Consider the following 16063-nt stretch of genomic DNA (forward strand, 5'->3'; position numbering starts at 1 on the left):
CCAGCCTGCTGGCGGCGATCCGCACCTGCGCGATGCTCGCACGGGGCGGCCGCGCGTGAGCCGTCGCGACGCGGGCAGGCGCGACGGCAGCAGTCGCCTCGATGCCGACGGCTTCCGCCGCGATGCGAAGAAGCACCTGGGACAGAACTTCCTGCACGAGAAATCGGTGATCGAGAAGATCGTGCTGGCCATCGATCCGCGGCCGGGCGATCGCATCGTCGAGATCGGTCCCGGCCAGGGCGCGCTGACCCTGCCGCTGCTCGACCGCCACGGTGCGCTGACGGCGATCGAATTCGACCGCGACCTGTTGCAGCCGCTGGCTGCGGCCGCGCAGTCGCACGGCGAGCTCACGCTGCTCAACGCCAACGTGCTCGACGTCGACTTCAGTGCGCTCGCAGGCGACGGCGTGCCAGGCGGCAGGCTGCGCCTGGTCGGCAACCTGCCCTACAACCTTTCCTCGCCGATCCTGTTCCACGCGCTGGACCACGCCGCGTCGATCCGCGACATGCATTTCATGCTGCAGAAGGAAGTGGTCGAGCGCATGGCCGCCGGCCCGGGCAGCAAGGTCTACGGGCGCCTGAGCGTGATGCTGCAGGCGTATTGCCGGGTGACGCCGCTGTTCAAGGTGCCGCCGGGGGCGTTCCGCCCCGCGCCCAAGGTCGATTCGGCCGTCGTCCGGCTGCAACCGCTGCCTCCTGCCGAAGTGGCCGTCGCCGACCGCGCGCGCTTCGCGCACGTGGTGCGTGCCGCCTTCGGCCAGCGCCGCAAGACCCTGCGCAATGCGCTTTCCGGCGTCGTCGACGCCGCCGCCATCGAAGCCGCGGGGTTGCGGCCGGATGCACGCGCCGAACAACTCTCGGTCGCCGAGTTCGCCGCCCTCGCCGACACCGCCGCGGCCGGCACCGACTGACGCATTCACGCCACGGGCCTTACACTGTGCCCATGGACCAGAACCGACAGGACGACGGCGACTACGCCCTGGGCATCGATGTCGCCACCCGTTACCTCGACGAGCAGTCGGAGCCCGAGCGCGACCGCTACGTCTTCGCGTACACCATCCACATCCGCAACACCGGCTCCGTGCCGGCGCGCTTGCTCGCGCGGCGCTGGGTGATCACCGACGCCAACGGCAAGATCGAGGAAGTCGCCGGCGACGGCGTGGTCGGCGAGCAGCCCTGGCTGCGCCCAGGCGACGACTTCACCTACACCTCCGGCGCGGTGCTCGAAACCCACCAGGGCACGATGGAAGGCACGTACGCGATGCTCGCCGACGACGGAACCCGCTTCGAGGCGCCGATTCCCGCCTTCGTGCTCGCCGTGCCGCGCACGCTGCACTGACGGCGGCCGGGTCAAGGGCACCTGGGCATGAGCATCTGGGCATGAGCATCTGGGCGATAGGCGACCTGCAGGGCTGCTACGGCCCGACCCAGCGCTTGCTGGAGCGGATCCGTTTCGACCCGGCCGCCGATCGCCTGTGGTTCTGCGGGGACCTGGTCAACCGCGGCGGCGAATCCTTGCAGACCCTGCGCCTGGTGCATTCGCTGCGCGAACACTGCGTCAGCGTCCTGGGCAACCACGACCTGTCGCTGCTGGCGATCGGCGAACGCCGCCCGGAGGAACAGCGCAAGGTCAATCCCGACCTGCAGGGCGTCCTGTTCGCGCCCGACGCGCGCGAACTGCTGGACTGGTTGCGGACCCAGCCGCTGGTGCACGCCGACCGCGAGCTGGGCTGGATGATGGTGCATGCGGGCCTGGCGCCGAAATGGACCACGCGCATGGCCGAAAAGCACGCCGCCGAGGTCGAGAAGAAGCTGCGCGGGGACGGTTACCGCAAGCTGCTGCGCAACATGTACGGCGACAAGCCCGCCTGGTCGCCCGGCCTGCGCGACATCGAGCGCGATCGCGCGATCATCAACGTATTCACCCGGCTGCGCTATTGCACCCCGCGCGGCCGCATCGCCTTCGACGAAAAGGGCGTGCCCGGAACCCAGCAGCCGGGGCTCTATCCCTGGTATGCCGTGCCCGGCCGCGCCGAGCGCGACCTGAAGATCGTCTGCGGCCACTGGTCGGCGCTGGGCCTGTTCATCGGCCATGGGGTACACGCGATCGATACCGGCGCGGTCTGGGGCGGCAAGCTCACCGCGCTGCAGCTCGACAGCGAGGAACTGCGCATCGTGCAGGTGCCCGGCCGCGACGTGCCGGCCCAGGGCTACAAGCGCTCGTAGTCCACGAATTCGAACGCGAAGGCGTGGCGCTCGTCCGCCGGGTGCGGTTCGCGCGAAACCACCCGCCACTGCGACGCATCGAAGCGCGGGAAGAAGGCATCGGCGCCCTGCACTTCGGTGCCCACCCAGGTCAGGTGCATGCGCGCCGCCAGCGGCAGGGTCGCGGAGAAGACTTCGCCGCCCCCGATCACGCACAGTTCCGTGGCCGCATCGTCGCCCGCGATCGCGAGCGCATCGTCGATCGAGGCGATTGCTTCCATGCCCTCGAAAGGCACGCGGCCGCTGCGCGTGAGCACCAGGTTACGCCGGCCGGGCAGCGCGCGGCCCAGCGATTCCGCGGTCCTGCGCCCCATCAGCAGGGGCTTGCCCAAGGTGAGCGCCTTGAAGCGCTTCAGGTCGGCCGGCAGGTGCCAAGGCAGCGCGTTGTCCTTGCCGATCGCATGGTCGCGACCGAGCGCGGCCAGCAGCACCAGGACGCTCACACCGCCACCGGCGCCTTGATCGCGGGCAAGGGCTCGTAGCCTTCGATCGCGATGTCGTCGTAGGCGAAGTCGAACAGGTCGCGCACTCCGGGGTTGAGGCGCAGCACCGGCAGCGCGCGCGGCTCGCGCGACAGCTGCTCGCGCGCCTGCTCGAAGTGGTTCGAGTACAGGTGCGCGTCGCCCAGGGTATGCACGAAGTCGCCGACTTCCAGGTCGCAGGCCTGCGCCACCATGTGGGTCAGCAGCGCGTAGCTGGCGATGTTGAACGGCACGCCCAGGAAGATGTCTCCGCTGCGCTGGTACAGCTGGCAGCTCAGGCGACCGTCGGCGACGTAGAACTGGAACAGCGTGTGGCAGGGCATCAGCGCCATCCGGGGCAGGTCGGCCACGTTCCAGGCGCTCACGATCAGGCGCCGCGAGTCCGGGTTGCGCCGGATCTCGTCGACCACCCAGCGCACCTGGTCGATCTCGCGGCCGTCACTGCCGGTCCAGCGGCGCCACTGCTTGCCGTAGACCGGGCCGAGCTCGCCGTTGTCGTCGGCCCACTCGTCCCAGATCGACACCTTGTTCTCGCGCAGGTAGGCGATGTTGGTCTCGCCTTTCAGGAACCACAGCAGTTCGTGCACGATCGAGCGCAAATGCAGCTTCTTGGTCGTGACCAGCGGGAAGCCCTCGCGCAGGTCGAAGCGCATCTGCCAGCCGAACACGCTGCGGGTGCCGGTGCCGGTGCGGTCGCCCTTCTCCGTGCCGTGCTCGAGCACGTGGCGCAGCAGGTCGAGGTACTGCTTCATGGGGCGGCCACCGGCGAACGCCGCGACAGCCACAGCCAGTACAGGCCCGCGGCCACCAGCGGCAGGCTCAGCACCTGGCCCATGGTGAGCCAGCCGAACGCCAGGTAGCCCAGCTGCGGGTCGGGCAGGCGCACGAATTCGACGAGGAAACGGAACACGCCGTACAGCAGCGCGAACAGGCCGGCCACCGCGTAGCGTGGCCGCGGCTTGCTGGAGAACCACCAGACCGCCACGAACAGCACCAGGCCTTCCAGCACTGCCTGGTACAGCGGCGAAGGATGGCGCGCGTAGCGGTCCAGCGCACCGCCGGCCTGCATCGCCTGCAGCTGCGCCGCACCGAGCCCGGACAGCTGCGATTCGGCATGCGGGAAGACCACGCCCCAGGGCCCGTCGGTGTACTTGCCCCACAGTTCGCCGTTGATGAAGTTGCCCAGCCGGCCCAGGCCCAGCCCGGGCGGCACCAGCGGAGCGACGAAATCGATCACGTCGAACAGGTGCAGGCGATGGCGCCGCGCCCAAAGCCAGGCGGCGACGACGACGCCGATGAGCCCGCCGTGGAAGCTCATGCCGCCTTCCCAGATCCGCAGCGCCTGCACCGGGTCGTGCAGGTAGGTCGGGAAGTCGTAGAACAGGATGTAGCCCAGCCGCCCGCCGAGGATCACGCCGAGCATGCCGTAGAACAGCAGGTCGCCGAATGCCGCCTCGTCGATGCCCGGCAGCCGGCCGGCACGGATGCGCCGGCGACCCAGCCACCAGGCGATGCCGAAGCCCAGCAGGTACATGACGCCGTACCAGTGCACGGCAGGATGGAACGTCGTGCCGAGTACGGAGAACTCGGGGAACTGCAGGGCGATCGGATCGATGCTGTGCAGGTAGGGCATTCCTCAGCCGCCTCCGAGCCGGCGCTGTGCACGCGCCCTGGACCACAGGTTGAGCATCTCGACCGCTGCCGAGAAGCCCATCGAGCCGTAGATGTAGCCCTTCGGCACGTGGATTTCCAGGCCCTCGAGCACCAGGTAGGCGCCGATCAGCACGATGAAGGCCAGGGCCAGCATCTTCACCGACGGGTTGTTGTCGATGAACCGCCCCAGCGGCTGCGCGGCCAGCAGCATCACCGCCACCGCCAGCAGGATCGCCGCGACCATCACCGGCACGTACTGCTCGGCCATGCCGACCGCGGCGATGACCGAATCCAGCGAGAACACGATGTCGATCACCGCGATCTGCGCGATCACCGCGGCGAAGGAATTGGCCGGCTTGGTATGGATGTCCTCGGATTCGTGTTCGCCGGCGACCTGGTCGCGGATTTCGGCGATGCCCTTGAACACCAGGAAGATGCCGCCCAGCAGCAGCACCAGGTCTCGCACCGAGAAGCCGTGGCCCATGACGCTGAACACGTCTTCCTTCATGTGCGCCAGGAAGGCCAGGGTGAGCAACAGGGCAATGCGGGTGATGCAGGCGGCGGCGATGCCGAACTTGCGCGCGCGCTCGCGCTGGGCAGGCGGCAGGCGGCTGACCGCAATGGAGATGAACACCAGGTTGTCGATGCCGAGCACGATCTCGATCGAACTCAGGGTGACCAGCAGGATCCACGTCTGCGGGTCGGCAAGCATTGCAAGGCTCATCTGGCGCTCATTCCGTCATGTGTCAAGAAAACCGCGGCCAGAGCACCAGGGCCCAGATCAGCAGTACGTTCATCATCGCCACGAACACGGCGGCAGAGCCCATGTCCTTGGCGCGCCCGGCCAGCTCGTGGTGCTCGCTGCCGTAGCGTTCGATCACCGCCTCGATGGCGGAGTTGAGCAGTTCGACCGCCAGTACCAGCAGGCAGCTGCCCAGCAGCAGCGCGCGCTCGATGCCGTCGGCACCCAGCCACAACGCCAGCGGGCCGAGGATGGCCAGCAGGTAGACCTCCAGGCGGAACGAGGACTCGTGCAGCCAGGCGGCGCGAAGGCCCTGCAGCGACCACTTGGTCGCGAGCAGGATGCGGCCCGGGCGCCGCGGCAAGTGGCCGATTTCATCCGCCATGGAAAGTCATGCAGGACCAGGTTCCGGCGGTGGAACCGCCAACCCCCTGATTTTGCCATATCGGGGCGTTATTGCTGGCGAAGCGCCTCGATCGGGTCCAGCTGGGAGGCCTTTCGGGCGGGGTAATAGCCGAAGAACAGGCCGGTGACGATGGAGAACGTCGCGGCCAGGCCCACGACCTGGCCGTTGAGGGCGACCGGCAGGTCGCTGAAGCGGCCCACCAGCAGCGCGCCCACCACCCCGATCGCGATGCCGATCACGCCGCCGATCAGCGAAATCAGCATGGCCTCGGCCAGGAACTGCCGGCGCACGTCCGATGGGCCGGCGCCGACCGCCATGCGCAGGCCGATCTCGCGGATCCGCTCGGTCACCGAGACCAGCATGATGTTCATGATGCCGATGCCGCCGATCACCAGGCAGATGGTCGCCACCGCGCCGAGCAGCTTCGACATCAGGTTGGTGGTGGCGGTGCGGGTGGCCACGATCTCGCTGATGTTGCGCACCCGGAAGTCGTCGTCCTCGCCGGGGCGGATGCGGTGGCGCTGGCGCAGCAGGCTCTCGACTTCGGCCTGGGCATAGGCCAGGTCGCGGGCATCGCCGACGGTCAGCGCGATCTGCATCACCGCGCTCGGCGGCAGGCCCATCGCACCGAGCAGCCGCCGGCGCCCCGTTTCCAGCGGGACCATCACGATTTCGTCCTGGTCCTGGCCGAAGCCGCCCTGGCCCTTGGGCGCGAGCGTGCCGACCACGGTGAAGGGAACGCGCCCCAGGCGGATGGTCTGGCCGATGCCGCTGTCGTTGCCGAACAGGGTCCGGCGCACGGTTTCGCCGATGACGACGTTCTTGGCCGCACCGCTGTAGTCCTGCGGCTGCAGGCCCTCGCCTTCGGCGATCTTCCAGTCGTTGATCGCGAACCAGTCCGGCTGCACGCCCTGCCAGCTGGTCGATGCGTTGTTCTCGGCATACACCACCTGGGTGTTGCCGCGCAGCGCGCCGGCCACGTATTGCACTTCCGGGATCTCGTTGCGGATCGCCTCGACGTCGCCCTCGCTGAGGGTGAAGAAGCTGCTCGACGACATGCGCACGCCGCCGGCGCCGCGGCCGGAACCCGGGGAAATGTCCAGGCGCTGCGAGCCCAGGCCCGACACCAGCTTGTCGATCTCCTGCTGCGTGCCCTGCCCCACCGAGACCATCACGATCACCGCCGCGATGCCGATGATCACGCCCAGCGAGGTCAGCGCGCTGCGCATCCAGTTGCCGCGCAGCGCGAACACCGCGGTACGCAGGATGTCGAGGAAGGTCATGGGGCGGCTCCCTGCAGGTGCTGCACGCTTTCGTGGAGCCGACCATCGTGCATGACGAAGGTCCGGTCGGCGTGCGCGGCGACTTCGGCGTCGTGGGTGATCAGGATGATGGTGTGGTCGGCATCGCGCAGGTTCTTGAACAGGGTGAGGATTTCCTCGCCCGTCTTCGAATCCAGGGCGCCGGTGGGTTCGTCGGCGAGCAGGATCGGCGGCCGGTTGACCAGGGCGCGCGCGATCGCCACGCGCTGCTGCTGGCCGCCGGACATTTCGCTGGGCAGGTGTCCGACACGCTCGGCCAGGCCGACCTCCGCCAGTGCCGCGCGCGCGCGTTCGAGGCGTTCGGCGTGCGGCACCTTGGCATAACCCAGCGGCATCGCCACGTTGTGCAGCGCGTCCATCCGGGTGAGCAGGTTGAAGCCCTGGAAGACGAAGCCGATCTTCTCGCGGCGCAGTACCGCGAGTTCCTCGGCATCGAGCGTGGACACGTCGATGCCGTCGCATTCGTAGCGGCCGCTGCTGGGCGTGTCCAGGCAGCCGAGCAGGTTCATCAGGGTCGACTTGCCGGAGCCGGAGGGGCCCATGATCGCGACGAACTCGCCGCGCGCCACTTCCATGTCGACGCCGCGCAGGGCGACGACCTCGGCCTGTGTCCCCGGCGAATAGACCTTGCCCAGGCCGCGGGTGCGGACGACGGGAACCGTGTTCGCTGGCATCAGCCGGCCGCCGGCGCGCGCTCGCCGGTGACGACCTCGTCGCCGGCCTGGATGTCGCCCGAGATCTCGGTCGTGGTGCCGTCGCTGGCGCCGATGCGCACTATCACCGGCTGCGGCTGGCCGTCCACGAGCTTGTAGATCGGCGCGCGGGTGGCGCCGACCAGCGAGGCCACTGCCACATCCCATTGCTTGCGCTGCGCGTCGGACAGGGTGTCGCGGAAAGCGGCGAAGTCCTGCTGGAAGCGGTCGAGCGTGCGCTGGCGCACCTGTGCCTGCATTGCGCCACCGCCACCGCCTCCACCCATGCGCGGGCCGCCGCCGAACATGCTGTTGCCCTGCGGGCGCGGCGCCGCCTGGCGCGCGGCCTGGCGCTGGCGGATGCCTTCGCTGGCCGCATCGAACGCCTGCTGCTGGGCCGGGTCGAGGCCGAGGCCTGCCGCGGTCCGCGCCAGGTCGTCGAGCATGCCGGAACCGCCGCGACGCGACGCCGCCGGGGTCGCCGCCTGCGCGCCGTTGCCGGCAGGCTTGTAGCGCAATGCCGCGTTGGCGACCTTGAGGACGCCCTCGCGCTTGCTCACCTCGATTTCGGCATTGACGGTGAGGCCGGGCAGCAGGGTGCCGTCGCTGTTGTCCACGGTCACCACCACCGGATAGGTCACCACGTTGCTGGTGGTGGTGGCCGACAACCGCACCTGTTCGACCGTTCCCCGGAACTGGCGATCGGGGAATGCGTCGGCGGTGAACCCCACGGCCTGGCCTTCGCGCACCTGGCCGATGTCCGATTCGTCCACCGCCAGCTCGATCTTCATCTTCGACAGGTCTTCGGCGATGGTGAACAGCTCGGGCGCCTGCAGGCTCGCGGCCACGGTCTGCCCGGGTTCGATCGAACGGGTCAGGACCACGCCGTCGACCGGCGAGCGGATGACGGTGCGGTCGAGGTTGACCTGCGTGGTCCGGGTCGATGCCGCCTGCTGGCGGATCTGGGCCTGGGCAGAATTGACCTGGGCCTGTGCCTGGTCGCGCGCGGCGCGGGCGAGGTCGATGTCGCTCTTCGCGACCAGTTGCGCCGCACCCAGCTCGGCCTTGCGCTGGTAGTCGAGTTCGGCGTTGCGCAGGCTGGCCTGTGCCTGGCGCAGCTGGGCCCGGGCGCTGGCGACCTGGGCGTTGCCCTGCTCGATCTGCGCCTCGTAGGTGCTCGGGTCGATGCGGGCGATGACCTGGCCCTGCTCGACCTTGTCGTTGAAGTCCACCAGGACCTCGGTCACCTGGCCGGAGACCTGGCTGCCGACCGTGACCGTGGAGATCGCGCTCAGGGTGCCGGTGGCCGAGATCGCCACGCGGATGTCGCCGGTCTCGACGATCGTGGTCCGGTAGCCTCCCGCGTCGCCGGCGTCACGCTGCTGCCACCACCATGCGGCGGCGGCCAGGACCACGAGGGCCACGACGGCGATCGCGCCATTGCGGCGCAGGCTGGAGCGATTTCGGGGCATCGTGGCGGGACCTGCGATTGCGGAAAGTCTGGATGGTCAACGCATGGCCGTGTAGGCGGTTGACATGTCCCCGAACCGGATGCTGACCACCGTCCCCTGGCCGGGGGTGCTCTCGATGCCGATCGGCCAGCCGAAGCGTTCGCCCAGGCGGCGCACGATCGACAATCCCATCCCCTTGCCCGAATTCCGGTCCGGCTCGGCGCGATAGAACGGATCGAAAACGCGCTGCAGGACGTCGGCGCTCATGCCGATGCCGGTGTCGGCCACGGCCACGCGATCGGGCTCGATCCGGACCTCGATGCGCCCGCGCTCGGTGAACGTGCTGGCATTGGACAGCAGGTTGCGCAGCATGACCGCGAACACCCGCGGCGACGCATGCAGCACCGGTTCGGCGGTGCCCACCACCGCCAGCTCCACTGGCCGGCCGGCCAGCAGCGGGCGCACGTGCTCGATCTCCTCGGCCACCACGTCGCGGACCGCGAACTCCTCGCGCTGCGGCTCGATGCCGCCTTCGCGGGCGAGGATCAGGAACGAGTCGATCACCGCCTCCATGTCGCGGCCGGCGAGTTGGATCCTGGCCAGCGAGCGCTGCGCGCGCTCAGGCAGGTCCGGGTCGTTGTGCAGCAGGTCGCTGGCCACGCGGATCACGGTCAGCGGCGTGCGCAGTTCGTGGCTGGCATCGCGGGTGAAGTCGCGCTCGCGGCGGACGAAGGCGCGCATCCGCTCGGCCATGCGTTGCAACGCCCCGGCCAGCTGCCGCGCTTCGATGCCGGCGTCCGCCGGCAGCCGGTCGGGCCCGAGCGCCGTCGGATCCGGCTCCATCGGATCCCAGTCGCGCACCTGCCGCGCCAGCCAGTCCAGCGGCGCGACCATGCGCCGGGCATTGCGGTAGGTGAACCAGGTGCTTGCGAACAGCGCCAGCAGCGCCAGCAGCACCGGCGCGGCCACGACCTGCAGCGAGCGCATGTCCATGATGGCGCGCGGGTAAGCCAGGTACAGGCGCAAGTCGCCGCGCTCGTCGACCAGCACCAGCTGGTCGGCCAATTGGTGCAGGCCCGGCTCCAGCGAGCGCAACGCCAGCGGCAGGGCCGCCGCCGAGCCGCCGGAGGTAATCGCGTACCCGCGCAGCCGCGCCTCGTCCGGCGGCTCGCGATCGACGTCGCCGGCCGCGCGCATCGCGTAGTAATAGTCGGCTTCTTCCTGCAGCGCGACGCGCGCGATCTGGTACTTGGCGACCTCGACCGCCACCCACCCGCCGGCGATGATGACCGCACTGGCCATCAGCACCTGCATCACGAACGCGAAGCGCAGCTTGCGCGGCAGACCTTGCGGCATGGGTGGCGGGCCGGCCCTCAGGCCGGGGGCTGTTCGATGTCGGCGATACGATACCCGGCGCTCTGCACGGTATGCAGCAGCGGCTTGTCGTACGGCTTGTCGATGGTCTTGCGCAGGTTGTAGAGGTGGCTGCGCAGGGTGTCGGAATCGGGCAGGCCGTTGCCCCAGATCTCGCGTTCGATTTCCTGGCGGCTGACCACGCGCGGCGATTCGCGCATCAGGATGGTCAGCAGCTTCAGGCCGATGGGCGAGAGCTGCAGCTCGACGCCGCCGCGGGTGGCGCGCAGGCTGGCCGGGTCGAGCACCAGGTCGGCGACCTTGAGCACCTCCGAGCCGACCTGGCGGCGCTCGCGGCGGATCAGCGCGCGCAGGCGGGCCTCGAGTTCCTGGATCGCGAACGGCTTGGTCAGGTAGTCGTCGGCGCCGACCGACAGCCCGGTGAGCTTCTCGTCCAGCGTGTCGCGCGCGGTGAGCATCAGCACCGGCGTGGACTTGCGCGCTTCCTCGCGCAGGCGCTTGCACACTTCCACGCCGTCCAGGCGCGGCAGCATCAGGTCCAGCACGACCACGTCGTAGCTGTTCTCGGAGGCGAGGCGGTAACCGTCCAGGCCGTCGGAGGCGTAATCCACCTCGAAACCCCGGCCTTCCAGGTATTCACCCACCATTTCCGAGATGTTGCGGTTGTCCTCAACGATCAGGACCAGTCCAGCAGGGTCTTGGGCAGCACGCATTCGAATGGCTCCTTGGGGTCTTCAGCTTTGTGAAAGGCTGCCGGGACACGGGTGGAATTGGCGTGAAGGCGCTAGTCTGCGCCCGATCCCGCCTTTCTGCCCCCCCTGAAACCAACCCCGGCCGGCCCCGATGCCTCTCCTCTACGACCGCTTCCTGCCCCTGCTCCTGCTGCTGGGCTCCAACATCTTCATGACCTTCGCCTGGTACGGGCACCTACGGTACAAGAGCGCCCCGCTGGCGCTGGTGATCGTGGCCAGCTGGGGCATCGCCTTCTTCGAATACACCCTGCAGGTGCCGGCCAACCGCATCGGCAGCGCGGTCTACAGCGCGCCACAGCTCAAGGGGATGCAGGAAGTGATCACCCTGCTGGTGTTTGCCTGGTTCTCGGCCTGGTACCTGGGCGAACCGCTGAAATGGAACCACTGGGCCGGCTTCGCCCTGATCGCGGTGGCGGCCTGGCTGATCTTCATGGATTGAACGCCGCGCCCTACAGGCGCACGCGGCCACGCAGGATGTCGGCGAACATCACCCAGTCGCCGGCGAACGAATAGAAGGGATGGCGGAAGGTCGCCGGCCGGTTCTTCTCGAAGAAGAAGTGCCCGACCCAGGCGAAACCGTAGCCGCAGGCCAGCGCCGCCAGCAGCCACCACGCGTTGCCGGTAACGATCGCGGTGGCCACCAGCGCGAGCACGCCCCAGCTGCCGATGAAGTGCAGGCGCCGGGAAACGCGGTTCGCGTGCTCGGACAGGTAGAACGGGTAGAACTCGCGGAAACTGCCGAACTGCTGCATGTCGCCCTCCCGGCTCAACCGTCGCCCAGGTGCTCCGCCGCCTTGGCCCTGGCCCAGTATCCATCCTGCGCATCCAGGGGCAAGTCGCGCAGGTGCACGCCGTCGGCCTCGGCCATCGTCTCCATGGCGCGGAACCGGCGTTCGAACTTGGCATTTGCCCGGCGCAGCGCGGTTCCCGGGTCGACCTTCGCGTGCCTGGCCAGGTTGGCGCAGACGAAAAGCAGGTCGCCGATCTCGTCCTCCAGGCGGTCGTGCGCGGCGGCATCGCCGGGATCGGCGGCGACCGCATCGAACTCGACCCGGACTTCCTCGATCTCCTCGTGCAGCTTGGCGATCACCGGGCCGGGGCCCGGCCAGTCGAAACCGATCGTCGCCGCGCGCTTCTGCAGCTTGGTCGCGCGCTGCCACTCGGGCATGCCGCGGGCGATGCCCGCCAGTGCAGAGGTGTCGGGATTGCCGGCATCGGCGCGTTCGCGGCGCTTGTGCTCTTCCCACTCGCGCGTCTGGGCCTCGACGCCTTTGACGCTGGTGCCTGCAAAGACATGCGGGTGCCGGCGCAGCATCTTCTCGCCGATCGCGGCGACGACGTCGGCGAACGCGAACGCCCCCTGCTCTTCGGCCATGCGCGCATGGAACACCACCTGCAGCAGCAGGTCGCCGAGTTCGTCGCGCAGGTCGCCCATGTCGTTGCGGTCGATCGCGTCGGCCACTTCGTAGGCTTCCTCGATCGTGTACGGCGCGATCGTGGCGAAGGTCTGTTGCACGTCCCACGGGCAACCGCCGTCGGGGTCGCGCAGGCGCGCCATGATGCCGAGCAGTTCCTCGATGCGCCCCGCGCTCATGCCAGCCACTCCCGCCAGGGCAGCGACTTGTCGCCCAGGGCCATGAATTCGCCGTTGAGGATGGTGTCGCGTTGGTTGTAGCGCAGCGGCCGCCCGAAATTGCCGCCCGGCGCCAGGTCCAGCACCGCGCCACCCGCGGCCTCGAGCACGCACTGGCCCGCCGCCGTGTCCCATTCGCTGGTCGGGCCGAAGCGCGGGTAGGCGTCCATGCCGCCTTCGGCCAGCCGGCAGAACTTGAGCGAGGAGCCCACGCCCACCGGCTCGATGTCGCCCATGCGCGCGAGCACCGCCTCGGTGCGCGCGTCGCGGTGCGAGCGGCTGGCGGCGACACGCAACGGAGCCGTCGCCGGTGTACGCACGCGGATCGGCAGGTCGCCGCCCGCTTCGCGGCGGAACGCGCCGCGGCCGCGCTGGCCGTGCCAGAGGGCACCGGTCACCGGTGCCTGCACGACGCCGAGCACGGCCTCGCCATCCTGGATCAGGGCGATGTTGACGGTGAACTCGCCGTTGCGCTTGACGAACTCGCGCGTCCCGTCGAGCGGATCGACCAGCCACATCAGCGGCCATTGCCGGCGCAGCAGCGCGGGTACTTCCTCGGCCGACTCCTCGGACAGGATCGGGATGCGGGGCGACAGTTTTTCCAGGCCTTCGACGATGCAGCGGTGCGAGGCGAGGTCGGCGGCGGTGAGCGGCGAATCGTCGTCCTTGTGCTGGACCGCGAAGTCGCCGCCGTAGATCTCCATGATCGCCGCGGACGCCTGCCGCGACAGCGCGATGATGCCCTCGCGGAGCATGTCGTAATCGAGCACGCCGTAATCCGGCATGTGGAAATCACCCACCGCCATGGCGCAGCCACTCCCTGGTCATGAACAGTGCCGCCACCGCGCGGCCTTCGGAAAAGTCCTCGCGCAGGACCAGTTCGTGCAGCGCGTCGAGCTTCCACGGCACCACTTCGAGTTCTTCGGGCTCGTCGCCCGGCAGGCGCTGCGGATACAGGTCGCGGGCGACGACCACGTGCGCCTGGTCGCTCATGTAGTGCGGCGACAGGGTCAGCATGCGCAGCAGGTGCAGCGACCGCGCCGCATAGCCGGCCTCTTCCTGCAGCTCGCGGTTGGCGGCGTCCAGCGGCTGCTCGCCGGCATCGATCCGGCCCTTGACCAGGCCCAGTTCGTAGCGGTGCAGGCCGGCGGCGTATTCGCGCACCAGCAGGACGGTGTCGTCGTCGAGCAGCGGGACCACGATCACCGCGCCGTGGCCGCGTCCGTTCAGGCGCTCGTACTGGCGGCGTTCGCCGTTACCGAACTCCAGTTCCAGACGTTCCAGCCGGTATGGCCCGGACTCGTGCTCGGTGACGCCGTGGACGGTGGGCAACCGGCGGGTCATCATGTGTCCATGATAAGGGCAACCGATGCCGAAGGTTGGCGCGCGCGCGACCTCGAGGTGCTGTGGCACCCATGCACGCAGATGCGCGAGCATCCGGACACGCTCCCCCTGATTCCGGTGGCCGGGGGCGAAGGCGCCTGGTTGCTGGGCCGCGACGGCCGCCGCTACCTGGACGCCGTGTCGAGCTGGTGGACCAACCTCTTCGGCCATGCGGAACCGCGCATCGGAGCGGCGATCGCGGCCCAGGCGCGCAACCTGGAGCAGGTGATCCTGGCCGGGTTCTCGCACGCGCCGGCGGTGGAACTGGCGGAGCAGTTGCTGGCGATCGCGCCGCGCGAGGCGGGCCGCGCTCCCCTTGCGAAGGTGTTCTACGCCGACAACGGCTCGGCCGGCGTCGAGGTGGCGCTGAAGATGGCCTTCCACTGGTTCCGCAACCGCGGCGAAGACCAGCGCACGAAGTTCGTCGCCCTGGCCAACGGCTACCACGGCGAAACCCTCGGCGCGCTGGCGGTGGGCGACGTGCCGCTTTACCGCCGGGTGTACGCGCCGCTGCTGGCCGAGTGCCTGTTCGCGCCCAGCCCCGATGCCTACCTGGCCGAGCCCGGCCAGTCGCCGGAGGACTGCGCGCGCCGGGCCGCCGAAGCGCTGGACGCGCTGCTGCAGGCGCACGCCGGCGAGGTCTGCGCCTTCATCCTCGAGCCGCTGGTGCAGTGCGCCGGCGGGATGCGCATGCATCACCCGCTGTACCTGCGCCTGGCGCGCGACCTGTGCGACGCGCACGGGGTGATGATGATCGCCGACGAGATCGCGGTCGGCTTCGGCCGCACCGGCACGCTGTTCGCCTGCGAGCAGGCGCCGGCCGGCGGAATCCAGCCGGACCTGCTGTGCCTGTCCAAGGGCCTGACCGGCGGTTTCCTGCCGCTTGCGGCGGCGCTGGCCACGCAGTCCATCTACGAAGGATTCCTCGACGATTCGCGCGAACGCGCGTTCCTGCATTCGCACAGCTATACCGGCAATCCGCTGGCCTGCGCGGCGGCGCTGGCCGCGCTGTCGATCTTCGGGAGCGACGACGTGCTGGCGCGCAACCGTGCCACGGCCGCGCGCATGGCCGCCCTCGCCGCACCGCTCGGGTCGCACCGGCACGTGGCCGACCTGCGGCAGACGGGCATGATCGTGGCGTTCGAACTGGCGCGCGACGGCAAACGTGCCACGCCTTTCGACCCAGGGTCGCGCGTGGGCCTGCGCGCCTACCGGGCCGGGCTGGATCGCGGCGTGGTGCTGCGTCCGCTGGGCGACATCCTGTACTGGATGCCGCCGTACTGCATCGACGACGCCCAGCTCGAGCTGCTCGCCACGGTCACCGCCGAAGTCATCGACGAGGCCACCGCATGCGCCTGACCCGCGTCCATGTCGAACAGGCGCTGGCCGTCGGCGACACCGTGGTGCTGCCGGAGGACGCCGCCACGCACTTGGTCCGGGTCATGCGCATGCAGCCCGGCGACCCTTGCACGCTGTTCAACGGCGACGGCAACGATTACCAGGCGCGGCTGCTGTCGGCGGGCAAGCGCGGCGCGGAGGCCGAAGTGGTCGCGTCGACGCCGGTCGACAACGAGTCGCCGCTGCGCATCGTGCTGCTGCAGGGCATCGCCCGCGGCGAGAAGATGGACTGGATCCTGCAGAAGGCGACCGAGCTCGGCGTCGCCGGCTTCGTTCCGGTGGAAAGCGAACGCAGCGAAGTGCGGCTCGACGCGGCGCGCGCAGGCAAGCGCCTGGCGCACTGGCGCAGCGTGGTGGCCTCGGCATGCGGGCAAAGCGGGCGGGCGCGGCTTCCCGCGGTCGAACCGCCGCAACCGCTGCAGGCGGCGCTGGACGCGTTGCCGGCAGGGAGCGCGCGGTTCCTGCTCGATCCGGGCGCCGGCGAATCGATCGCCACGGTGGCCGATGCGGG

19 protein-coding genes and 1 pseudogene are annotated in these 16063 nt (G+C 69.5%); 6 read left to right on the forward strand and 14 right to left on the reverse strand.

Annotated elements, in window-relative coordinates; all coding sequences use genetic code 11:
* Positions 1 to 136 precede the first annotated feature (136 nt).
* The 3 genes and pseudogenes from rsmA to QAA18_RS10290 all read left to right on the forward strand — a co-directional run.
* Entirely contained in the window at positions 137 to 910 is a 774-nt protein-coding gene (rsmA, locus tag QAA18_RS10280; RefSeq protein ID WP_279412863.1) for a 16S rRNA (adenine(1518)-N(6)/adenine(1519)-N(6))-dimethyltransferase RsmA, read from the forward strand.
* A gap of 32 nt (positions 911 to 942) precedes the next feature.
* Positions 943 to 1338, forward strand: coding sequence for a Co2+/Mg2+ efflux protein ApaG (gene apaG, locus QAA18_RS10285; protein WP_279412844.1), 396 nt, complete (start codon positions 943 to 945; stop codon positions 1336 to 1338).
* Between the two features lie 41 nt (positions 1339 to 1379).
* Positions 1380 to 2204 (forward strand): annotated as a pseudogene (locus QAA18_RS10290) (symmetrical bis(5'-nucleosyl)-tetraphosphatase); the annotation flags it as partial.
* Positions 2205 to 2209: 5 nt separating this feature from the next.
* On the opposite strand, the gene QAA18_RS10295 reads toward QAA18_RS10290, so the two are convergent.
* The 10 genes from QAA18_RS10295 to QAA18_RS10340 all read right to left on the reverse strand — a co-directional run bounded on the left by QAA18_RS10295 (position 2210) and on the right by QAA18_RS10340 (position 11099).
* A complete protein-coding gene (locus tag QAA18_RS10295; RefSeq protein ID WP_279412864.1) occupies positions 2210 to 2698 on the reverse strand; it encodes a dihydrofolate reductase in 489 nt (162 codons plus the stop codon).
* Positions 2699 to 2703: 5 nt separating this feature from the next.
* The gene (locus QAA18_RS10300; protein WP_279412845.1) at positions 2704 to 3498 is read right to left on the reverse strand and encodes a thymidylate synthase; all 795 of its coding nucleotides are present in this window, start codon (positions 3496 to 3498) and stop codon (positions 2704 to 2706) included.
* Positions 3495 to 4379, reverse strand: coding sequence for a prolipoprotein diacylglyceryl transferase (gene lgt, locus QAA18_RS10305; protein WP_279412846.1), 885 nt, complete (start codon positions 4377 to 4379; stop codon positions 3495 to 3497). The genes QAA18_RS10300 and lgt overlap by 4 nt, the downstream gene beginning before the upstream one ends.
* 3 nt (positions 4380 to 4382) lie before the next feature.
* Entirely contained in the window at positions 4383 to 5123 is a 741-nt protein-coding gene (locus QAA18_RS10310; protein ID WP_279412847.1) for a TerC family protein, read from the reverse strand.
* A 22-nt stretch (positions 5124 to 5145) separates the two neighbouring features.
* On the reverse strand, positions 5146 to 5526 hold the full coding sequence (locus tag QAA18_RS10315) for a diacylglycerol kinase (protein WP_279412848.1): 381 nt from the start codon (positions 5524 to 5526) through the stop codon (positions 5146 to 5148).
* Between the two features lie 68 nt (positions 5527 to 5594).
* Positions 5595 to 6830 (reverse strand): ABC transporter permease, encoded by a 1236-nt coding sequence (locus QAA18_RS10320; protein ID WP_279412849.1) that lies wholly within the window; start codon positions 6828 to 6830, stop codon positions 5595 to 5597.
* Positions 6827 to 7543, reverse strand: coding sequence for an ABC transporter ATP-binding protein (locus QAA18_RS10325; RefSeq protein ID WP_279412850.1), 717 nt, complete (start codon positions 7541 to 7543; stop codon positions 6827 to 6829). Before QAA18_RS10325 ends, QAA18_RS10320 begins: the two co-directional genes overlap by 4 nt.
* The gene (locus tag QAA18_RS10330) at positions 7543 to 9033 is read right to left on the reverse strand and encodes an efflux RND transporter periplasmic adaptor subunit (RefSeq protein ID WP_279412851.1); all 1491 of its coding nucleotides are present in this window, start codon (positions 9031 to 9033) and stop codon (positions 7543 to 7545) included. Before QAA18_RS10330 ends, QAA18_RS10325 begins: the two co-directional genes overlap by 1 nt.
* A gap of 36 nt (positions 9034 to 9069) precedes the next feature.
* Positions 9070 to 10368 (reverse strand): HAMP domain-containing sensor histidine kinase, encoded by a 1299-nt coding sequence (locus QAA18_RS10335; protein WP_279412852.1) that lies wholly within the window; start codon positions 10366 to 10368, stop codon positions 9070 to 9072.
* A 17-nt stretch (positions 10369 to 10385) separates the two neighbouring features.
* The gene (locus QAA18_RS10340; protein WP_279412853.1) at positions 10386 to 11099 is read right to left on the reverse strand and encodes a response regulator transcription factor; all 714 of its coding nucleotides are present in this window, start codon (positions 11097 to 11099) and stop codon (positions 10386 to 10388) included.
* A gap of 130 nt (positions 11100 to 11229) precedes the next feature.
* Between QAA18_RS10340 and QAA18_RS10345 the strand changes: the two genes are divergently transcribed.
* Entirely contained in the window at positions 11230 to 11577 is a 348-nt protein-coding gene (locus QAA18_RS10345; RefSeq protein WP_279412855.1) for a DMT family protein, read from the forward strand.
* 10 nt (positions 11578 to 11587) lie between these two features.
* Here the strand turns inward: QAA18_RS10345 and QAA18_RS10350 are convergent, their stop codons facing one another.
* Genes QAA18_RS10350 through nudE form a run of 4 tightly spaced genes read right to left on the reverse strand, consistent with a single transcriptional unit; the run spans position 11588 to position 14115 of the window.
* Positions 11588 to 11890 (reverse strand): DUF962 domain-containing protein, encoded by a 303-nt coding sequence (locus tag QAA18_RS10350; protein ID WP_279412856.1) that lies wholly within the window; start codon positions 11888 to 11890, stop codon positions 11588 to 11590.
* A 14-nt stretch (positions 11891 to 11904) separates the two neighbouring features.
* Positions 11905 to 12732, reverse strand: a complete 828-nt coding sequence (gene mazG / locus QAA18_RS10355) for a nucleoside triphosphate pyrophosphohydrolase (protein WP_279412857.1) — start codon at positions 12730 to 12732, stop codon at positions 11905 to 11907.
* Positions 12729 to 13577: a 3'(2'),5'-bisphosphate nucleotidase CysQ gene (cysQ, locus tag QAA18_RS10360; protein ID WP_279412858.1), complete on the reverse strand. Its 849-nt coding sequence runs from the start codon at positions 13575 to 13577 to the stop codon at positions 12729 to 12731. The genes mazG and cysQ overlap by 4 nt, the downstream gene beginning before the upstream one ends.
* Positions 13564 to 14115 carry an ADP compounds hydrolase NudE gene (gene nudE / locus QAA18_RS10365; RefSeq protein ID WP_279412865.1) on the reverse strand — a complete coding sequence of 184 codons (552 nt, stop codon included), beginning with the start codon at positions 14113 to 14115 and terminating at the stop codon, positions 13564 to 13566. The genes cysQ and nudE overlap by 14 nt, the downstream gene beginning before the upstream one ends.
* Before the next feature lie 9 nt (positions 14116 to 14124).
* Here nudE and bioA point away from each other — a divergent pair, with 9 nt between their 5' ends.
* Positions 14125 to 15513 carry an adenosylmethionine--8-amino-7-oxononanoate transaminase gene (gene bioA, locus QAA18_RS10370; RefSeq protein ID WP_279412859.1) on the forward strand — a complete coding sequence of 463 codons (1389 nt, stop codon included), beginning with the start codon at positions 14125 to 14127 and terminating at the stop codon, positions 15511 to 15513.
* Positions 15504 to 16063: 16S rRNA (uracil(1498)-N(3))-methyltransferase (locus QAA18_RS10375; RefSeq protein ID WP_279412861.1), on the forward strand; the 560-nt coding region annotated here is incomplete at its 3' end. The genes bioA and QAA18_RS10375, both read left to right, overlap by 10 nt.

The organism is Luteimonas sp. 8-5 (assembly GCF_029763755.1).
In the GTDB taxonomy this organism is placed as follows: Bacteria; Pseudomonadota; Gammaproteobacteria; order Xanthomonadales; family Xanthomonadaceae; genus Cognatiluteimonas.